At 69.0% G+C, this 18,814-nt stretch carries 17 protein-coding genes and 2 pseudogenes; 13 read left to right on the forward strand and 6 right to left on the reverse strand.

Annotation, left to right across the window (positions count from 1 at the left end):
- Positions 1 to 324 (reverse strand): annotated as a pseudogene (locus MKK51_RS03440) (porin); the annotation flags it as partial.
- Positions 325 to 1,043: 719 nt separating this feature from the next.
- On the opposite strand from MKK51_RS03440, the gene MKK51_RS03445 reads away from it, so the two are divergent.
- The 8 genes from MKK51_RS03445 to MKK51_RS03480 all read left to right on the forward strand — a co-directional run bounded on the left by MKK51_RS03445 (position 1,044) and on the right by MKK51_RS03480 (position 10,053).
- Positions 1,044 to 1,796 carry a DeoR/GlpR family DNA-binding transcription regulator gene (locus MKK51_RS03445; RefSeq protein ID WP_243974975.1) on the forward strand — a complete coding sequence of 251 codons (753 nt, stop codon included), beginning with the start codon at positions 1,044 to 1,046 and terminating at the stop codon, positions 1,794 to 1,796.
- Positions 1,771 to 3,093 carry a Zn-dependent hydrolase gene (locus MKK51_RS03450; protein WP_243974977.1) on the forward strand — a complete coding sequence of 441 codons (1,323 nt, stop codon included), beginning with the start codon at positions 1,771 to 1,773 and terminating at the stop codon, positions 3,091 to 3,093. The genes MKK51_RS03445 and MKK51_RS03450 overlap by 26 nt, the downstream gene beginning before the upstream one ends.
- Positions 3,090 to 4,040 carry a phosphotransferase family protein gene (locus tag MKK51_RS03455; RefSeq protein WP_243974979.1) on the forward strand — a complete coding sequence of 317 codons (951 nt, stop codon included), beginning with the start codon at positions 3,090 to 3,092 and terminating at the stop codon, positions 4,038 to 4,040. Before MKK51_RS03450 ends, MKK51_RS03455 begins: the two co-directional genes overlap by 4 nt.
- Before the next feature lie 34 nt (positions 4,041 to 4,074).
- Entirely contained in the window at positions 4,075 to 5,013 is a 939-nt protein-coding gene (locus MKK51_RS03460; RefSeq protein ID WP_243974981.1) for a phosphotransferase, read from the forward strand.
- A gap of 5 nt (positions 5,014 to 5,018) precedes the next feature.
- Entirely contained in the window at positions 5,019 to 5,813 is a 795-nt protein-coding gene (locus tag MKK51_RS03465; protein ID WP_409565607.1) for an inositol monophosphatase family protein, read from the forward strand.
- 68 nt (positions 5,814 to 5,881) lie between these two features.
- Positions 5,882 to 6,808: a histone deacetylase family protein gene (locus tag MKK51_RS03470; RefSeq protein ID WP_243974985.1), complete on the forward strand. Its 927-nt coding sequence runs from the start codon at positions 5,882 to 5,884 to the stop codon at positions 6,806 to 6,808.
- 405 nt (positions 6,809 to 7,213) lie between these two features.
- Positions 7,214 to 9,412 (forward strand): histidine kinase dimerization/phosphoacceptor domain -containing protein, encoded by a 2,199-nt coding sequence (locus MKK51_RS03475; protein WP_243974987.1) that lies wholly within the window; start codon positions 7,214 to 7,216, stop codon positions 9,410 to 9,412.
- Complete coding sequence (locus MKK51_RS03480; protein ID WP_243974988.1) at positions 9,409 to 10,053, forward strand: biliverdin-producing heme oxygenase; 645 nt, start codon at positions 9,409 to 9,411, stop codon at positions 10,051 to 10,053. Before MKK51_RS03475 ends, MKK51_RS03480 begins: the two co-directional genes overlap by 4 nt.
- A 13-nt stretch (positions 10,054 to 10,066) precedes the next feature.
- Here the strand turns inward: MKK51_RS03480 and MKK51_RS03485 are convergent, their stop codons facing one another.
- On the reverse strand, positions 10,067 to 10,372 hold the full coding sequence (locus MKK51_RS03485) for a hypothetical protein (protein WP_243974990.1): 306 nt from the start codon (positions 10,370 to 10,372) through the stop codon (positions 10,067 to 10,069).
- 243 nt (positions 10,373 to 10,615) lie between these two features.
- Here MKK51_RS03485 and MKK51_RS03490 point away from each other — a divergent pair, with 243 nt between their 5' ends.
- The gene (locus tag MKK51_RS03490) at positions 10,616 to 10,795 is read left to right on the forward strand and encodes a hypothetical protein (protein ID WP_243974992.1); all 180 of its coding nucleotides are present in this window, start codon (positions 10,616 to 10,618) and stop codon (positions 10,793 to 10,795) included.
- Positions 10,796 to 10,955: 160 nt separating this feature from the next.
- Positions 10,956 to 11,330, forward strand: a complete 375-nt coding sequence (locus tag MKK51_RS03495) for a hypothetical protein (RefSeq protein WP_243974994.1) — start codon at positions 10,956 to 10,958, stop codon at positions 11,328 to 11,330.
- Between the two features lie 10 nt (positions 11,331 to 11,340).
- On the opposite strand, the pseudogene MKK51_RS03500 reads toward MKK51_RS03495, so the two are convergent.
- Positions 11,341 to 11,619 (reverse strand): annotated as a pseudogene (locus MKK51_RS03500) (microcin ABC transporter ATP-binding protein); the annotation flags it as partial.
- Between the two features lie 18 nt (positions 11,620 to 11,637).
- Here MKK51_RS03500 and MKK51_RS03505 point away from each other — a divergent pair.
- Positions 11,638 to 12,918, forward strand: a complete 1,281-nt coding sequence (locus MKK51_RS03505) for a D-serine ammonia-lyase (RefSeq protein WP_243974996.1) — start codon at positions 11,638 to 11,640, stop codon at positions 12,916 to 12,918.
- 73 nt (positions 12,919 to 12,991) lie between these two features.
- On the opposite strand, the gene MKK51_RS03510 is transcribed toward MKK51_RS03505, so the two are convergent.
- The 3 genes from MKK51_RS03510 to MKK51_RS03520 form a co-directional block, all read right to left on the reverse strand.
- Complete coding sequence (locus tag MKK51_RS03510; RefSeq protein ID WP_243974998.1) at positions 12,992 to 14,161, reverse strand: zinc-dependent alcohol dehydrogenase; 1,170 nt, start codon at positions 14,159 to 14,161, stop codon at positions 12,992 to 12,994.
- Between the two features lie 386 nt (positions 14,162 to 14,547).
- Positions 14,548 to 15,651, reverse strand: a complete 1,104-nt coding sequence (locus tag MKK51_RS03515) for a DUF2778 domain-containing protein (protein WP_243974999.1) — start codon at positions 15,649 to 15,651, stop codon at positions 14,548 to 14,550.
- A 310-nt stretch (positions 15,652 to 15,961) separates the two neighbouring features.
- A complete protein-coding gene (locus MKK51_RS03520) occupies positions 15,962 to 16,261 on the reverse strand; it encodes a hypothetical protein (protein ID WP_243975000.1) in 300 nt (99 codons plus the stop codon).
- Between the two features lie 259 nt (positions 16,262 to 16,520).
- Between MKK51_RS03520 and MKK51_RS03525 the strand changes: the two genes are divergently transcribed.
- Entirely contained in the window at positions 16,521 to 17,510 is a 990-nt protein-coding gene (locus MKK51_RS03525; RefSeq protein ID WP_243975001.1) for an Ldh family oxidoreductase, read from the forward strand.
- Between the two features lie 87 nt (positions 17,511 to 17,597).
- Positions 17,598 to 18,794, forward strand: a complete 1,197-nt coding sequence (locus MKK51_RS03530; RefSeq protein WP_243975002.1) for an App1 family protein — start codon at positions 17,598 to 17,600, stop codon at positions 18,792 to 18,794.
- Positions 18,795 to 18,814: the final 20 nt, after the last annotated feature.

Raw genomic sequence — 18,814 nt, forward strand, 5'->3', positions numbered from 1 at the left:
GCCGGTGCGCAGGCCGGCGCTCGGATTGGCCTGGTAGAAGTCGTAGATGTTGACGTCGAAGGTCAGTCCCCGCGCCGCCATGTCGGTGGCCCAGGGCGCGAGGGGCCCGGTGCGGACGGGATCGGCGGGTTTCGAGGCGACTTCACGGGTGGTGCGCGGCTGCGTCTGATCGTTGAGCTCGCCGACGGGGGAGGCGGTCTGAGCCTCGGCGGACAGCACGCCGGCGGCGAGGAACGCGCCGCCCAGCAGAACCGGAAGCCCGGTGCGGCGAGCCGGGCGCGCGAAGGCGGCGGGTCCGGGTTTCTCTGTCGCGTCTGTCGGCATGGTCGAACGTCCCCATTCTGCTGTTCCACGCGCCTCTTGATCTCGGGCTCGTCGAAGGAGCCCGGACGCGGGGAATTGTGAGATTGGGAGGGATCAGCAAGGCCAATGCCACAACCGGGAGCGAAAGCGAAAAAAGTTCCATCTCTCACCCAAATTCTTTGAACGACACCGCCAGATTGTGTTTTCGACGCTAACCCTTTGATCTTCAACCAGAAGGGGCAGGATCGACAAATCCGCGGCGACGGGCCTGCCTGTGCCGACGGCCACGATGGGCACGGAAACGGGCACGCGTGATGCCACAGATGGCAGAAGGCAGAAAATTCAGGCAAATACGCATAAATCCCACAATTCGGGCAAAATCAGATTGACAGGCGGCCTGCGCCGGGGACCTTTTCGCCGACCTCCGGCCGTCACGTGTCGTCACGGACGGCCGCATCGGCATCCCTCGTCATCTCGGCTCAGGCAGCGTGATTCTGGCGGCATGATCAATCGGACAGGACATGCCGACGCGCCGGATCGGCCCGATCCGGCCCATCCGGCTCCCGCGCGGCTCCCCGTCGCCGGAGGATTCGGGCAGCCGACAGCGACGGCGGCTGACCCCTTCACGAGCGACGCGATTGCAATCTTTGTGGGAAACAGCGTGTGGGACACGTGTTTTCCTGCGGCCTCGCCCCACCAAAATCGCTACGCTTCGGCGGATTGGGGAGACGCCGACGCCGATGCTGACCGACCACCGCTATCAGGAGATCCTGTCCCGTCTGAACGGGACGGGACGAGTCGGCGTGTCCGACGTGGCCGCTTATCTCAGGGTTTCCGAGGAGACCATCCGGCGCGACCTCAAGGTGCTGGAGGAGCGCGGCGTCCTGCGGCGTATCCACGGGGGCGCCGTGCCGCCCCGCCTGGACCAGGACCGGCCGCTCCAGGAACGGGGCAAGACCAACCCGCGCGAGAAGGCGAAGGTGGCGGCCCATGCCGAGGTGCTGATCCGCGACGGGATGTCGATCTTCATCGATACCGGCACCACGACCCTCGCCTTCGCCCGGCGCCTCAGCGGCCGCAACCTCACGGTGACGACGAATTCCATCGACGTGGCGCTCCATCTCGGCAGCGGCCCCGCGCGGGTGAACCTGACGCCGGGCATGCTGCGGGCGCGGGACAATGCCCTGGTCGGCTACGAGACCGTCGCCTACGCACAGCGCTTCTATTTCGACCTCGCCGTCATGGGCATCGCGGCCTGCGACCTCACCCATGGCTGGATGGATTACGAGGAGCACGAATCCGCCCTGCGGAAGGTGCTCCGGGGCCAGGCGCGCCAGAGCGTGCTTCTGGCCGATTCCCGCAAGTTCGGGCGTCAGGCGAACCTCTGCACCTTCGGGCTCTCGGAACGGCTCACCCTCGTCACCGACCGGCCGCCGCCGCAGCCGTTCCTGGATCATTTCACCCAGCATGACATCGATCTCATCAGTTCCTGACGCGGCAGCGACGGCGCGCGCGTTCCACGCGCTCTTCGCCGACATCTCCACCTGCGGGGCGACGCCGGGCGGCGGCATCACCCGGCTCTGCGCCTCGGCCGAGGACGGGCAGGCCCGTCGCCTCTTCGCGGACGCCGCCCGCGAGGCGGGGGCCGAGATCCTCGTCGACGGGGTCGGCAACCAGTTCGCCCTGTTCCCCCTCGCGGACGGTCCCGGCGCCCCCCTGGTGATGATGGGCTCCCATCTCGACAGCCAGCCGAAGGCGGGCCGCTTCGACGGGACCTACGGCGTGGTCGCCGCCGCGACCATCGGCGCCGCCCTGATGCGGGCGCGGCGGGCGGGCGAGACCTTCGGCGCGGATTTCTGCGCCGTGAACTGGACCGGCGAGGAAGGCGCGCGCTTCCGGCCGAGCCTCCTCGGCAGCGGCGCCTATGCCGGGGCGCGCCGGGTCGAGGAGGCGCTCTCCTCCCGCGACGATGCCGGCATCACCCTGCGCGAGGCCCTGGGCGGGATCGGGTTCCTCGGCACCGACCGGCCGCCGCCGCTCCCCTCCTGCTACCTCGAACTCCACGTGGAGCAGGGTCTCGTCCTGGAAAAGGCGAAGGCGAGCATCGGCATCGTCACCCGCAACTGGGGGGCGGCGAAGATCGACGTGGTCTTCACCGGCGAGCAATCCCATACCGGCCCGACCCCGATGCCGCGCCGGCGCGACGCGCTCCTCGCCGCCGCCTATCTCATCGCCGAGGTGAGGGAGATCGCCGAGCGCTGGCCCGGCCGCTTCCATTCCTCGGTGGGACGCCTCCTGGTGGAGCCCAATTCCCCCAACGTGGTGCCCGCGCGGGTGGAACTCAGCGTGGAGCTGCGCTCGGCCGACGATCGCCTGCTCACCGATGCGAGCCTCATGGCGGAGGCGGCGATCACGGAAGCGGCGGAGCGCGCCGGCGTCCTGGCGGCGATCACCGGCCGGACCCTGCGGCCGATCCGCAGCCTGCCGGAGGCCGTCTGCGATCTCGTCTCGACCTGCGCCGAAGAGGCGTCCCTGCGGTCGCTGCGCATGGATACCGTGGCCGGCCACGATGCGATCAGCCTGCTCGGCCTGTGCCCCACCGGCATCGTCTTCGTGCCCAGCGTCGACGGCATCGCCCATAACGAGGCCGAACTGACGCGGCCGGCCGATCTCGAAGCCGGCCTCTCGGTGGCCTTGCGCGCCGCATGGCGCCTGTGCCGTGCCAATGGATCTCCGGAACGGGCCTTGCTCTCCAGGCGGCCGACCGAAGGGTTCGGAGGAGAGCGATGATAGCCTACGGCGAGGCCGGTACCGCTTTCGACCAGCGCGTCGAGGCCGTCATCGCCACGCGGGCCGACTGGGTCGCGCGCCAGCCTCGCTATGGGCTGGCCGCAGCGCCTGTGGCGTCCCCGACCCACCGGGCCGTGGCCTCGGATTGCGTCCGGGTCGCGTTCCGCGAGGGCGAGCCGGTCTTCCTCAAGCTCCGCCACGCCGACATGGCGGAGGACGTGACGCCCGCGGCCGGGCGGGCGGCCCGCAAGGCCGCACAGCTCGGCATCGCCCCGGAGGTGGTCTTCGAGGCGGACGGGGCGATCGGCCTCGCCTACCTGCCCGAGCCCTGGCGCTATGCCCGCGTCGGCGATCTTCAGGACGGGACGATCCTGGGCCAGGTGCTGGACGCCAAGGCGCGGCTCCATGGCGATGGCCTGCTCGGCCATCGCGTCTGCCCCTTCGCGCGGATCGAGAGCCTCGCGGCCGAAGCCCGCGCCGCCGGCGCGCCGCTTCCCGACGGAACCCACCGCCTCGTGGCGACGATGGCACTCGTACGCGAGGCGATCCACGTGGCCGGGATCGACCTCGCCTTCTGCCACAACGACGGCATCGCCTCGAACGTCATGATCGGGGAGGGCGAGGTCCGCCTCGTCGATTTCGACCTCGCCGGCGACAACGACCCCTGGTTCGATGTCGGCGCCCTCCTCAACGAGGCCTGCGCCTTCGAGCCGGAGCGGCGTGAGGCGGTGGAGCGTTATGCCGGCCGGTTCGACGAGCGCCTCTACAACCGCTGCCGCCTCTACGGCGCCGTCGACGACGTGATGGGCGGGCTCTGGGGCGTCACCCGCGCGGTCACCTCGGCGCGCAGCGGAATCGAGTTCTACAAATACGGAACCTGGCGGCTCCTGCACGCGCGCACGACCATCGGCGCGCGTGAGTTCGAGAGCTGGCTGCGGCGGCTGTGACACCTCAATCCGGGACGGGAGGCACCGAACGGCGATGAGCTGGACAGGCTTGGGCGACGGCATCAGCGAGGGCGAGCGCGCCCTGGAAGGCGTGCTTGCCGGCATCGCCGCCTGGCACGGCCGGCCGATGCGCTACAGGCCGGTGGCGGGCGGAATCAGCAACACCAACTGGCACGTCGCCATCGGGGACGCGCGGGATGTCTTCGTGAAGATGCCCGGCCGCGGCACGGAGATGTTCATCGCCCGCGACCATGCCAACGAAGCCAGCCGCCGCGCCCATGCCTGCGGCTACGGCGTCGAGGTGGTCGACTACCTGCCCGAGGCCGGCGTCGAGATCTTCGCCTTCGTCGAGGGCTACCGCGCCTCCTCGAACCTCGATTTCCTGCGCCCCGCTCTGCGCCACAACGCCGTGCGCGCCCTCAAGGCGTTCAACGATTCCGCGCCGCTCGGGCTGACGAAGACGATCTTCGAGATGATCGAGGAACATGTGGTCCAGGTGGCGGAGGTGGGCGGCCGGCTTCCCGCCGACCAAGCCCACCTGATGCGCTGCGTCGCCGAGGCGAAGGCGGCGATGACGGCCTCGGGTCTCGATCTCGTGCCGTGCATGAACGACACCCTGGCCGGCAACTTCATGATCGACGCGGCCGACAACGTCCTGCTGGTCGACTTCGAATACGCCTCCAACAACGAGCGCGCCTACGAGCTCGCCCTCTGGTTCGACGAGATGGCGTTCCCCGAAATCGTCGAACGCGAGATGATCGAGGCCTATTTCGGCCGCTGGACGCCGGAGATCGACGCGCGGGTCGCGGTGCTGAAGGCGCTCGGCGATCTCAAATGGGCGACCTGGGCGATGATCCAGGAGGCCGTCTCCACCCTCGATTTCGATTATTACAAATACGGAACCTGGAAGCACATGCGGGCCCGAACCCTGTTCCACCATCCCGACTGGCCGCTCTGGCTGAAGCGCCTGTGATGACCATGGATGCAAGGTCGCCCTCCGCCGGGGACGAGGCGACGAGGGCGGATTTCCTCGCCTTCGCCCACCGCCTCGCCGATTTCGCCGCGCCGCTCGCCCGGCACTATTTCCGCACCGAACTGCCGGTGGAGGCCAAGGCCGATGCGAGCCCGGTCACCGCCGCCGACCGCGCCATCGAATCCCTGCTGCGCGCCGAGATCCGCAGCGTCTATCCCGGGCACGGCATCCTCGGAGAGGAGGAGGGCGGCGATTTCGAGCGGCCGCTGACCTGGGTCATCGACCCGATCGACGGCACCAAGAGCTTCATCACCGGCATGCCCCTGTTCGGGACGCTGATCGCCCTGGTCTCGGATGGGCGGCCGATCGTCAGCGTCATCGACATGCCGGCCTTGGGGGAACGCTGGTGCGGCACCGGCGAGGCCGCATGGTTCGGCGGTCGTCCCGCCCGGACGAGCGACAGGCCGCTGGCCGAGGCCCGCCTGTTCGCGACCTCCCCGGATATCTTCGCGGGAGCGGATGCGGAGGCGTTCGCCCGGCTCAGCGCAGCGGTGGGCCTGCGCCGCTTCGGCGGCGACTGCTACGCCTACGGCCTCCTCGCCAGCGGTCATTGCGATCTCGTCGTGGAAGCGGGGCTCCAGGTCTACGACGTGATGGCCCTCGTGCCGGTGGTGGAAGGGGCGGGCGGGGTGATGACCGACTGGGACGGACGGCCCCTGACGCCCGCCTTCGACGGGCGGGTCGTGGCCGCGGCCAATGCCGGCCTCCACGCCGACGCCCTCCGGCACCTGCGCGCCTGACTCCCGCTCCTGTCATCCCTCGATCAAACTGGTATACCTGATGCCAGCTTGACGAGGGGAGATGTCCGATGACCGTTCTGTTCCATCACGCGGCTTCGCTGGAGCACCGTACGCCGCACGGACATCCCGAGCGGCCGGAACGCATGAAGGCGGTCCGGGAGGCCCTCGCCACGGAGGACTTTTCGGGCCTCGACCGTCGCTCGCCCGAGGCGGCCGCCCTCGAATCGGTGTTCCTCGCCCATCCCGAGGAATGGGTCCGCGCCATCCTCCGCTCGGCGCCGAGCGAGGGCCTCACCCAGTTCGACCCGGATACCGTGCTCTCGCCCGGCACCATGGAGTGCGTCCTGCGCGGCGTCGGGGCCGCGGTGCAGGGCGTCGACCTGGTGATGACGGGCGCGGCCCGCAACGCCTTCTCGGCCATGCGACCGCCGGGGCATCATGCGGAACGCACCAAGGCGATGGGCTTCTGCGTCTTCAACAACGCGGCGATCGCCGCCCTCCACGCCAGGACGGTCCACGGGGCGGAGCGCGTGGCCATCGTCGATTGGGACGTGCATCACGGCAACGGCACGCAGGACATCGTTTGGTCCGACCCGTCGGTGCTGTTCTGCTCGACCCACCAGATGCCCCTCTATCCCGGAAGCGGCGCGGTCTCCGAGGAGGGCGAGCACGGCACGATCGTCAACGCACCGCTCAAGCCCTTCGCCGACGGCGACGCCTTCAAGGAGGCGATGCGGAGCCGCATCCTCACCCGCCTCGAGGCGTTCAAGCCCGACCTGATCGTCATCTCCGCCGGGTTCGACGCCCATTGGCGCGACCCGCTGGCCAACCTGATGCTGGAGGCCGAGGATTTCGCCTGGGCCACGGCCCAGGTGATGGAGATCGCCGGCCGTACCTGCGACGGCAGGATCGTGTCGCTGCTCGAGGGCGGCTACGACCTCAAGGGCCTCGGCGATTCGGTCGCCGCTCACGTATCGGTGCTCATGGGCGCATGATCGGCATCGACGATCGTCAGGGCAAAGACGCGGTAAGTCCGTCCAGACGGTCATTCATCCAAGATCAATGCGCCATGTGACAAGACCAGCTCTTCTGTACGAATGCATACATTATCGTCGAAAAACTACAACCTTGGCGGATATGGCAAAGCTGCCGATCGTTCCTACATAACTCTTCAGATCGCCTCCTGAGGGGCACCGGCTCTTCGTCACGGAACGCTGCCATGGGAATTGCGGGAAAGTGCGAACCGCCCTCTTCTCCGATGGACGGGGGGAGTGATTTCTTTCAGGAGATGCGGGCCGGGTGGTGCGGACGGCCGTTCTTCCGCGATGCTGACAGACTCGCGGGGATCGCCCTGCGGCCTCGCTGCTGTCGAGGATCAACCGACGTTACCGAATGAACGCATGACGCAACTGAGTGCCCCCCGGACGACGGACCCTGCCCAAGATCCCCGTCAGAATGCCGACGTTTCGGATCTCGGTCCCGACCTGACCGTCTGCGACCGCGAGCCGATCCACATTCCCGGGGCGATCCAGCCGCACGGCCTCCTGCTCGTCGCCGACGCGGAAGACCAGAGGGTCGTCGGGGGCGCGGGCGACATCGAGGGAATGCTGGCCGCCGACTGGATCGGACGGACACTGTCCGAACTCCTCGGCGACTCTCCCGCCGCCCTTCTGCTCGACGCGCCCCATGACGAGACCATCGTGATCGGTCACGTCGCGGGCCTCCATGCGGTCATGGATGCCACCGCGCGCTTCCAGGACGGCCAATGGTTGATCCAGCTCGAACCGCAGGCCTCCCTATGGACCGATGCGGCCAACCTTCTCGGCTGGCTCGACCGCGCCGGGGGCGCCCTTGAGCGGGCCACCGACCTCAAGGCCCTGTGCGACCGGGCGGCGACGTCGTTCCGCGAACTCACCGGTTTCGACCGGGTGATGATCTACCGCTTCCTCGACGACGATGCGGGCATGGTCATCGCGGAGAGCCGCGTTCCCGAGCTCGGCAGCTTCCTGCACCACCATTTCCCGGCCTCGGACATCCCGAAACAGGCCCGCGCCCTCTACATCCGCAACCGCGTCCGCGTGATCCCCGACGTCGCCTATACACCCCGGCCGCTGCGGCCGAAGACCCTGTCCCGGCTCGATCTCAGCGACATCGACCTGCGCAGCGTCTCGCCGATCCACCTCCAGTATCTCCGCAACATGGATGTGGCGGCCTCGGCCTCGATCTCCATCGTCAAGGACGGCATCCTGTGGGGGCTCGTCGCCTGCCACAACCGCACGCCCCGCACCCTCGCCTTCGGACAGCGCATGGCCTGTCAGGCGCTGGCGGGGAGCCTCGCCCGTCAGGTCAGGTCACGGGAGGAGGCGGAGAACTACCGCGAGCGGCTCCAGCTGCGCAGTGCCGAGGACGTGGTCTCCGGAAAGGTCCTTGGCGAAGCGCCCCTGTCCGACATCCTCATCGAGGCGAGCGAGGACCTGCGCCGCATGCTCGGGGCCGACGGCTTCGCGCTCCTGCAGGGCAGGGATCTCCACCGGACCGGTCGTTGCGCCGAGGAGGCCGACCTCCGTGAGATCGCAGCCTGGGTCCGGACGGTGGGCGGGGCGCAGGCCCTCCACACCCACGCCCTCAGCAAGCGGTTCCCGCGCGCCGACGCCTATCGCGCCCTCGCGAGCGGTCTCCTCGCCGTGGTCCTGTCGGGGGACGAACCGATCATCCTGATGTGGTTCCGGGCCGAGCAGATCGAGCTCGTGAACTGGGCGGGCAACCCGCACAAGGCCGCCGTCGCCGTCGGGGACAGCCTGAGCCCCCGCGCCTCCTTCGAGGCCTGGACCGAGGAGGTCCACGGCCATGCCAAACCCTGGACCCTGCCCGAGATCGAGGCGGCGCAGCGCATCGTGCGCGAGCTGTACGAGGCGCGCCAGACCCGGCGCATCCGCGAACTCAACCGCGAACTCGCCGCCACCGTGGCGGACAAGGAAAGCCTGCTGGTCCAGAAGGACTACCTGATCAAGGAAGTGAACCACCGCGTCCAGAACAGCCTTCAGCTCGTCTCGGCCTTCCTGTCCCTGCAGGCGAGGGCGGAGGGCAATGCGGATCTCAGCAATTCCCTCGGCGAGGCGCAGCGCCGTCTGTCCGCCGTGGCCCTGGTCCATCGGCGGCTCTACAGTGACGACAATGTCGAGATGATCGATCTCGCGCGCTACCTCGAGGATCTCGTCACGGAGATGAAATCCTCGATGGGGCCCGACTGGGCGGAGCAGTTCACGACCGATTTCGCCCCCGTGACCATTCCCACCGATGCCGCCGTGAGCATCGGGCTGATCCTGACCGAGCTCGTCATCAACGCCAACAAATACGCCTATGCCGGTGCCGTCGGGCCGATTGCCATCAGCCTCGAACAGCATCGCAACCGCTTCCGGCTGATCGTGGCCGATCAGGGCGGGGGCAAGACCGGCACGCGGAGCGGCTTCGGTACGCGGATGCTCAACGCCATGGTCGACCGCCTCGGCGGCAGCATCGAGAACACCAGCAACCAACCCGGATTGCGGGTGATCATGACCGCCTCGATCGGTGCGCCCGAGCCGGCCGGCCTGCCGTGAGTCGTGCGGCGCACACCTCCACCGACCTCGCGCATCCGGCATTGAGCGAACGGCTCCGGGAGGAGACGCGCGCCAGCCACGAGGATCTGGAACACCGCCTCGACTGGCGGCGGCGGATGGCGACGCGGGAGGGATACCTCGCTCTCCTCACCCGCTGGTGGGGGTTCCATCGGGTCTTCGAGCCCGCCGTCGCCGCGAGCTTCGGACCCGCGTTCGCGCAGCCGCGAGGCAAGCTGCATCTTCTGGAACGCGACCTCGTCCATTTCGGACTGACACCGGACGCGATCGCGGCGCTGCCGCGCTTTGCGGCGGGCACCGGCTTCCAGACACGCCCCGCCCTGCTCGGCGCGCTCTACGTCACGGAAGGCTCGACCCTGGGCGGCCAGGTCATCGCCCATCACATCCGCCACAGTCTCGGGTCGGAGATCGCCGCGGGCGGGTGCGCCTATTACGAGGGCTACGGCAAGCGCGAGACGGGAGCGATGTGGGCCTCGTTCCGAACCTTCCTCGACCGGTCCGGCGAGGAAGGCCCATCGCACCACGTCGTCGAGGGCGCCCGGTGGACCTTCGACGCCCTCAAGCTCTGGCTCACCGGCGGTCACCCGGCGAATTCCGGCCCGACCGGGCCGTCACACCACTGATCGGCGAGCGGGATCAGGCGGCGTCGATCGCGCGTCCGCCATAGGTCTCGAAGGAGGTCATCACCTTCTCGGTGAGCCCGTCGTCGACGGCGACGGTGACGCGGATCTCGCCCTCCAGGGCGGGCTCGCCCTCGGTCCCTTCCTTCAGGCGGCCATCCTCGATATCGGCCCGTGCCGCCTCGGTCCCGGCGGTGTTGTCGTCACCGGCCGGACCGATGGTCACGGCGCTCCGGTCGATCCCGTGTTCCTGGACGATGTGCTCGACTGCGGTCTCGGCATCGCGGCGGCTCTTGAAGTCTGCGGACATCGTCTTCGACATGATCACGGGTTCCAGGGGTTGCTTCGAGGCTTTGTGAACCCGTGGCCGCGGGAAAGGTTCAGCGACGGATCCGAGCCGCCCGCGCCGGATGCCCCCTGGCGGAGGTAAAGTACGCAGCCACTATTTCATCTTGGCCACACTCTGATGGAATCTTGTATTTCAGCGTCTGTTTCCGACAACGGGACGTCAATTTCGATGCAAACAAATGTTGTCGATCGCTCGATGCGCGCTTAAGTGCGGTTCATGCCTCAGCTCGAATCTCTCCTGGACCGTCTCAAAGCTCGTCAGCGCGCCCTCATTCTGGAAGCGGCGGAGCACGAAACGATGCCGGCCGACAGCACGTTGCGCCGCATCGCGGAGCTGGAAAATGCGATCGCCGCGGTGGAAGCCGTCCTCGACGAGACGCGGGCGCTTGCCCGCTAGAGCTGCGCCCGACCCCATTGGGTGGGGGCCCATCTCGAGGCCCTCGTTCTGCCGTGCTCTGTGTCGCCGAACCGGCATCCACCTCGGCGCAGAGCGCTCCAGCCAGCCTCGGCCGGCCCCGTCTCCGCGACCCGGGCGCCGGGCGAAGCCTCATGCCCTGATGGCGGCCGCCTTCATGGCGGGCCTCGCGGCATCGACGGGCGGCATGGCACCGATGGCCATGGCGCAGGAGGCGCCGGCTGCCGGGGTCGACCTCGATCTCCTCGAACGGCGCTGGCACAAATGCGTGCGGCAGGCCTTTTCCGGGCAACCCGCCGGGTTGGCGACCCACGCCGCGCAGAAAGCCGCTCTGGCCGAGTGCAAATCCCTGGAGAACAGTTACGTCTCGGCGATGCTAGTGGCCCAGGCGGCCGAGGCGGAGGCGCGCCGGCAGGGCAAGCCGTCGCTCGGCGCAAGGGCGAGGGGCTGGGCCACCTCGCTCCTCTCCTACGTGGTCGAGCCGGTGACCTCCTGGATCGACGCCTGGCGCAGGTAACGCCCGCACGTCAGGCCACGTCCCTCTGCAATCCGGGCACGGAAGCGAGCAGGTCGCGCGTGTAGGGATGGTCCGGCCGGCGGAACAGGTCGGCGGTCGGCCGCTGTTCCACGATCGCCGCGCGATGCATCACCGCGATCCGGTCGCAGATCTTGGCGGCGACGCGCAGGTGATGGGTGATGAACGGCATCGCGATGTTCAGGCGCTGCTTCAGATCCTCGAGAAGGTCGAGCACCTGAGCCTGGACCGAGACGTCGAGGGCCGAGACCGCCTCGTCGGCCACCGCATTGGCAGGAGACTGGAGCGCATGAGCATGGATGCCGAAACCCCGCCCGCTTGTTCCCTCGACGCCATCCCGGCGAGCGTGCGGGAGGCCCGTCCCACCACCTGGCTCAATCCCCGCCTCCTGCCGGCCGCGGAAGTCCTGCCGACCCTGGCCTTCTCCCTGGCCGATGTGGAGGCGGCGGAGGCGCGCTGGCGCCGCTTCGATCCGCTCCTGCGCCTTCTCTTTTCCGATCTCGACACCGGGCGCATCGACTCGCCCCTGATGCCTCTCGCCGACCCTGTGGCGCAGGCCATCGCGGGTCCGTCCGGCGGCCCGGTCTGGGTGAAGGCCGATCACGATCTTCCCGTCACGGGCTGCATCAAGGCGCGGGGCGGGGTCTACGAGGTGCTGGTCCATGCCGAACGGCTCGGCCTCGAGAAGGGTCTGCTCCGGCCGGGGGAATCCTATGCCCGGCTGGCGGAGGCGCAAGCCCGCGACGCGTTCGGCGCCCATACGGTGGCGGTGGGCAGCACCGGCAATCTCGGCTTCAGCGTCGGCGTGATGGCGCGGGCGCTGGGCTTCGCCGTCGAGGTCCACATGTCCCACGACGCCAAGGCCTGGAAGAAGCAGCGCCTGCGGGACATCGGCGCCGGGGTGGTCGAGCATGAGGGCGATTACGGCAGCGCCGTCGCCGCGGCGAGGGCCGCCTTCGAGGGGCGGGCCGACGCCCATTTCGTCGACGATGAGAGCTCCGTCGACCTGTTCCTCGGCTACGCCGCGGCGGCCTTCGACCTGCGGCGCCAGCTGGACGACGCCGGAATCCGGGTCGATCCGGCCCACCCGCTCTGCGTCTATCTCCCCTGCGGGGTCGGCGGCGCGCCCGGCGGCGTCACCCTCGGCCTCAAGCTGCTGTTCGGCGACGCGGTCCGCTGCATCTTCGTGGAACCGGTGGCCTCGCCCTGCATGCTGGTGCAACTCGCCGCCGGCCTGTCGCGCCCGGTGGACGTCTACGAGATCGGCCTCGACAACCGCACCGCCGCCGACGGACTCGCGGTGGCGGGCGCCTCGATGCTGGTGGCGAGCACGGTCGGCCCGCTCGTCGAGGCGGTGGTCACGGTAGCCGACGCAGATCTGTTCGCCTGGGTGAAGCGCCTCTGGTCCGATCCGGGCCTGCGGCTCGAACCGTCGGCGGCGGCAGGGTTCGCCGCCGTCCGGCCCTATCTCGACGCCGCCGGACTTGAACAGGCGACGCATGTGGTCTGGACCACGGGCGGCGCGCTGCTGCCCGAGGCGGAATTCCAGGCCGCCCTGTCACGGGGGTAGTGGTGATGGACGGGATCATCCTGCGGATGTGGCCCCGGCCCCGGGCCACATCCGCATCGTCGTTGGTGGTCAGTTACGGGTGGAAGACCACCTTCACGCAGCCGTCCGCCTTGTCGCGGAAGGTCTTGTAGAGGTCCGGCCCGTCCGCGAGGTCGGTGGAGCGGTGGGTGATCATGGAGGTCATGTCGATCCGGCCCTCCTGGATCAGCTTCGTCAGCGGCTCGAGGTAGCGCTTCACGTGGGTCTGACCGCTCTTCAGGGTCAGGCCCTTCTGGACGATCGAACCCATGTTCACCGGGATCGGGCCGCCATAGACGCCGGGCACCGAGACGATCCCGCAGGGACGCACGGCCTTGATCGCCTCCATGAGGGCGTAGGGGCGCTGGGTCGAGGTGAGCTTCTCCTGGATCGTGTTGACGATCCCGGCGACGCCGTGGCCGGCGCTGGCCTCCATGCCGACGCAGTCGATCACGCCGTCGGCGCCTTCACCCTTGCTGATCTCCTTGATCCGCTCGAATACGTCCTCGTTCATGAAGTCGATGACGTCGGTGGCGCCGTATCTGCGGGCGAGGGCGAGGCGCTCCGGCACCGTGTCGATGGCGATGATGCGCTCGGCGCCCATGATCCTGGCGGACTGGATCGCGAACAGCCCGACCGGGCCCGCGCCCCAGACCGCGATGATCTCGCCGCCCTTGATCTCGCAATGTTCGGCGCCCTGCCAGCCGGTGGGCAGGATGTCGGTGAGGAACAGCAGCGACTCGTCGTCGACGCCTTCGGGGGCTAGCATCGGTCCCACATCGGCCATCGGCACGCGCACGTATTCCGCCTGACCGCCGGAATAGCCTCCGGTGAGGTGCGAATACCCGAACAGGCCGGCGGTGGTGTAGCCGAACTGCGCGGCCGCCATCGCGGCATTGCGGTTCGAACGCTGGCAGACCGACCAGTTGCCGAGCTTGCACTGGCGGCACTCGCCGCAATTGATGTTGAAGGGCACGACGATGCGGTCACCCTTCTTGAACTTGGTGAAACCCTGGCCGACCTCGACCACCTCGCCCATGAATTCATGGCCGAGGACGTCGCCGCTCTCCATGGTCGGCATCTGGCCGTCCATCAGGTGGAGGTCCGAGCCGCAGATGGCGCAGGACGTCACCTTGATGATGACGTCGCGCGCATCCTCGATCCGGGGATCGGGCACCGTATCGCAGCGGATGTCGCCCTTGCCGTGCCAACACAGTGCTTTCATCGCGCTCTTTCGAAACCGGAATGTCAGGACGATCGCCGGGAAGGCCCGTGGCGGCCTGGGCGCCGCGGGGCCGAACCCCGTCGCCGAGGGCTCCGGTGGAAAACACCAGCCGAGTCCATGAGTTCCGGACTATCGATGACGCCATTTCAAGCACATGTGAGCTTGAGCATACCTCGATTCGGTTTGTACGAATTCAGACAGGCTATTCGCCCCGAAAGATACCATCAGCAAACATAGGTTGTGCGCTGCCTCGGCAGAAAAGATCGCCGACCTGCGACCGCGCGTCATGAGGTTAGTCTGCGAGGCGTTCGGCACGCCGCAGACTAACTTCGTGGCGCGGAAGAATGTTTGGGCCGGGATCGGCCGGATGGGAAACGACCGGGGGATCAGCGGCCGAACAGCCTCGCCGTGAACGAAGCCGGCGCATCGCCCTTGTGACCGGCCACCACCACGAGGCGGCGGATGTCGCCGCGCAGATAGGCCTGAAGGAAGCGATTGTAGTCCTTGAACACCACGCAGCCATTGGACGCGCCGCTCGGGCCGAGCATGTAGGTGTGGGCGAGGATGCCGTCGCGGCCGTGGATGGCGGCGCTGCCGCCCACGGGGCTGAGGCGGATGGCGCGCACCCCGTGGAACAGGGCTTCGCGCTCGGTCAGATCGTAGGTGCCGGGCGGTGTCGCGCCGCGCATGCGAACATGGACGAGGCGCGGATTGTCCATGTGCTGGCCGAGCCCCGAATGGGCTTCCAGCTGCTCTCCACTCGGCAGCGTCACCGTGCTGGCGCTGATGTCGTAGATCGCGGTCCCGCCGCCCGCCGTCGCGGGGACGCGGTCGAGGACACGGCGCTGGCTGAGATCGATGGCCCCCGTATCGGCGGAGGCATAGGCGAGGGCGGGAGCGGGGTTCCGATCCGGATCACGCCGGCCGAACACCGTCTCGAAGAACGAGCGCTCGGCCTCCACGTCCTGACGGGCCGCCACCACCGTCCGCGACGGCGGCCGGCGGGTGGCGAGGCGCGGCTCGCGAGAGAGGGGTTTTAGGTCGAAGGGGCGCGGCACCGGGGCGGGCATCGGCTGGACGAGGCGGGCGGTCTGCTGCAGCGGCCGTGATCCGGTTGCGGGTTCAGCGGGGGCCGGTGCCACGGCGGCGAGCGCGATCCCGGGGGCGATCTCGACGGGCGAGGCTTTCAGCACCGCGAACCCGGCCACCTGCATCGGCTCCGAGGCGCGCCAGTCCGGCGTCCGTCCACCCAAGGCGGGGGAGGGGTCGAGCATCCAGGCGAAGCTGCGGGCGGCCGCGGTGGGCGTCGCCTCGGGGAAGACCTGTCGGCCGGCGAGGGGCGCCGTCGCGGCGGGCACGGGCATGTCCGATCCGGTCAGCCGGGGAAAGGTCGCGACGAACAGCGCGACGACGGCCGTCTTCAGAAGGACGCGGCTGCGCGGCCGGGGACGGCGGGGGCGGCGGCGATAGGCGGACGCATCGTCGATCATGCGGGCTGTACTCGGATACGCGTACCCTGCCCGCACGGCCCTCGAACGACCTCGCCAAGCTCCGCTCAGAGCCCCGCGACCGTCGCGTCGATCGTCCGTGTCGATTTAGGGAACCATCAACCTTGATGTCTCCCATTCAGCGCGAAGTTGGTTAATCGCGGATAAATCACGACGATCTTTTTCGATCGATGTCCCGGCCGCCCCGATCATTTCCGGCCACCTCACACGAGAGCGCCCCGCCTGCCTTTCGGCTGACGGGGCGCTGTCTTTGCGGCGCAGCGGTCTGTCTCCAGAGAGCGCCTCTGAAGCCTTACTTGCCGCTGGGGGCGGCTCCGCTGCCGGTGGCGGCGTTGCCGCCATTCGAGCCGGCCGGCGCACCCGGCGTTGCGTTGGAGGGGACATCGGTCGCCATGCCCGGAGCCATGGTGGAGCCGGTGGTGTTGGCGCCACCCTCCATGCGCTCCATGCCCTTCTCGCTGTTGCTCTTCACGCTACCGGGATTGTTCATGTTGCCCTCGGTGTTGCCGCCACCGGCAGCCGTCTGGGCGAAGGCCGCGCCGCTCAGCGAAACGGCGAGGGCGGCGGCGACGGCGACTGTCTTGATCTGCATAGTCTATTTCCTCATGTCCTACGGATTTGGCTTAACAACGCCGCACGGACCACATGGTTCACTGAAATAACGCGGCGGCAATTTTCATTTGAAATCACGGGACACGCCCGCCGACAGCTGAGATTCAGCTTACCCATCGGCCGTTTCGTCTTAAATCATACCATCGGAACCGTTCGGCCGGAACCCGCTCCGCCGACGCCCGGCGCCGGGGCGGACTTCTCTCTCGACAGGCCACGGACAGCTGCCTTAAGGCCAAGCCATGCCGATCCTTCGCCTCGACGCCGCCCATCGCCTCGCCACGGACACCCTGGTCCGCTGCGGAACCGCGCCCGCCCAGGCCGAGAGCGTCGCCCGCGCCCTCGTCGCCGCGGAGGCCGACGGTCTGCGGACCCACGGGCTCATGCGGCTGCTGGCCTATGGCGAGCAGGTGCGAGCGGGCAAGGTCGTCGGCCATGCCGTGGTGTCGAGCACGCGGCCGAAGCCGGGAATGCTCGCCATCGATGCCGCCCACGGCTTCGCCTATCCGGCCCTCGACACGGCCATCGCCGTCCTGCCGGAGATCGCCCGCGAACAGGGGATCGCCGCGGCCGCCATCCGCCGCTCGCACCATTGCGGGGCCGCGGGCCGGCCGGTGGAGGCCCTGGCCGAACGGGGTCTCGTCGCCATCCTCTTCGCCAACGCCCCCGCCTCCATGGCGCCCTGGGGGGGAACCCGGCCGGTCTTCGGCACCAACCCGATCGCCTTCGCCTGCCCGCTGCCGGGGGCGGAGCCGATCATCGTCGATCTCTCCCTGTCGAAGGTGGCGCGCGGCAACATCATCACCGCCAAACAGCGCGGCGAGGCGATCCCCGAGGGCTGGGCCCTCGACGCCGAGGGCAACCCGACCACGGACCCCGTCGCGGCGCTGGCCGGCACCATGGTGCCGTTGGGCGACGCCAAGGGCACGGCCCTTGCCCTGATGGTGGAACTGCTCGCCGCCGGCCTCACCGGGGCGCGCTTTGCCAGCGAAGCCTCGTCCTTCCTCGATGCCGAGGGCGAGCCCCCGTCCACCGGCCAGCTCATCCTCGCCATCGACGCTACGGCCTTCGCCGGCAATGCCCTCGAGCGGTTCGCGGTGCTGGCCCGCTCGGTGGCGGAACAGGACGGCGCGCGCCTGCCCGGAACCCGCCGCTTCGCCGCCCGCGCCCGCGCCGCCGAGGAGGGGATCACCCTCTCGGAGACGCTGCTGGCGGAGATCGAGCGGCTGTGACGACCCTCGATCGCGCCATCCCGCGCAACCTTCGGCCCTGACGGCGGCTTGACCGCGATCACGATCGACTTGTTTTCGGGCCGGCCCATGACCTCACCCCCTCCGACCCCCGAACGGGCGACGCCGCGCTGGCGCAAGGCGGGCGGGCGCCTGCTGGCCCTGGCGGCGCGGCCGGTGCGCCGGGCTCAGGGAACGGGCGGGACGGTGATCGAGGCCTATCGCGGCTACGGCTCGACGAGGGAGATCTTCCTGATCGGCCGGGTCTTCCGGCAGGCACGCCGCGAGCCAGACCCCGAAGCCGACGACATCGCCGCCGACCTGCGCGACATCGCCCGGCGCATCCGCCGGCGCAAGGTCGCCGATGCCTCCATCGTCGCGCGTTTCGGCGGGGCCGAGACGACCGCCGTCACCGACCGCGACGGCTATTTCCGGGTAAGCCTCAAGCCGCCGAGCGTGCCCGCCGGCGAGGGCCACTGGCACGTCGTGGATCTCGAACTCGCGGCCGATCCGCCGGTGCGGGCGCAGGGGCGGGTGTTCATTCCGCCGGAGAACTGCCGCTTCGTCGTCATCAGCGATATCGACGACACGATCATGCATACGGGCGTGGCCAACAAGCTCAAGATGCTGTGGCGGCTGTTCGTGGCCGATGCCGAGGACCGCGTCGCCTTTCCGGGAGCGGCGTCCTTGAGCCGGGCGCTGCACGCCGGCGCCACGGGCGACCAGTCGAACCCGATGCTCTACGTGTCCCGTGCGCCCTGGGGCATCTACGACATGCTCAGCGAGTTCTTCCGGCAGCACGGGATTCCGGCGGGGCCGGTGCTCTTCCTGCGGGAATGGGGCCTTTCCTGGCGCCACCCGCTGCCCCGCCGCGCCGAGGACCACAAGCGCGACCTGATCCGCCACATGCTCGCCCTCTACGGCGACCTGCCCTTCGTGCTCATCGGAGACAGCGGCCAGCACGACCCGGAAGTCTATGCCAAGATCGTCTCGGAGAATCCGGGCCGGGTGCTCGCCGTCTATATCCGCAACGTCTCGCGCGACCCGTGCCGGGCCGTCGAGATCGAGCGCCTGTCGCAGGCGATCCGCGAGGCCGGCAGCAGCCTGGTCCTGGCCGGAGACACCGCCATCATGGCCGACCACGCCCTCTCCCTCGGCCTGATCGGCCAGGAGGGAGCCGACGCGATCCTGGCGGAATGCCGGTCACAGGGGATGCCGGAAACGGTGGAGCCGATCATCATCGAGCCGGGCGACGACACCGCCACCGCCCGCAAGACCCCGGCCTGAAGAGCGGGACGTTTGCCCCG

This window comes from Methylobacterium sp. E-045 (assembly GCF_022829685.1).
In the GTDB taxonomy this organism is placed as follows: domain Bacteria; phylum Pseudomonadota; class Alphaproteobacteria; order Rhizobiales; family Beijerinckiaceae; genus Methylobacterium.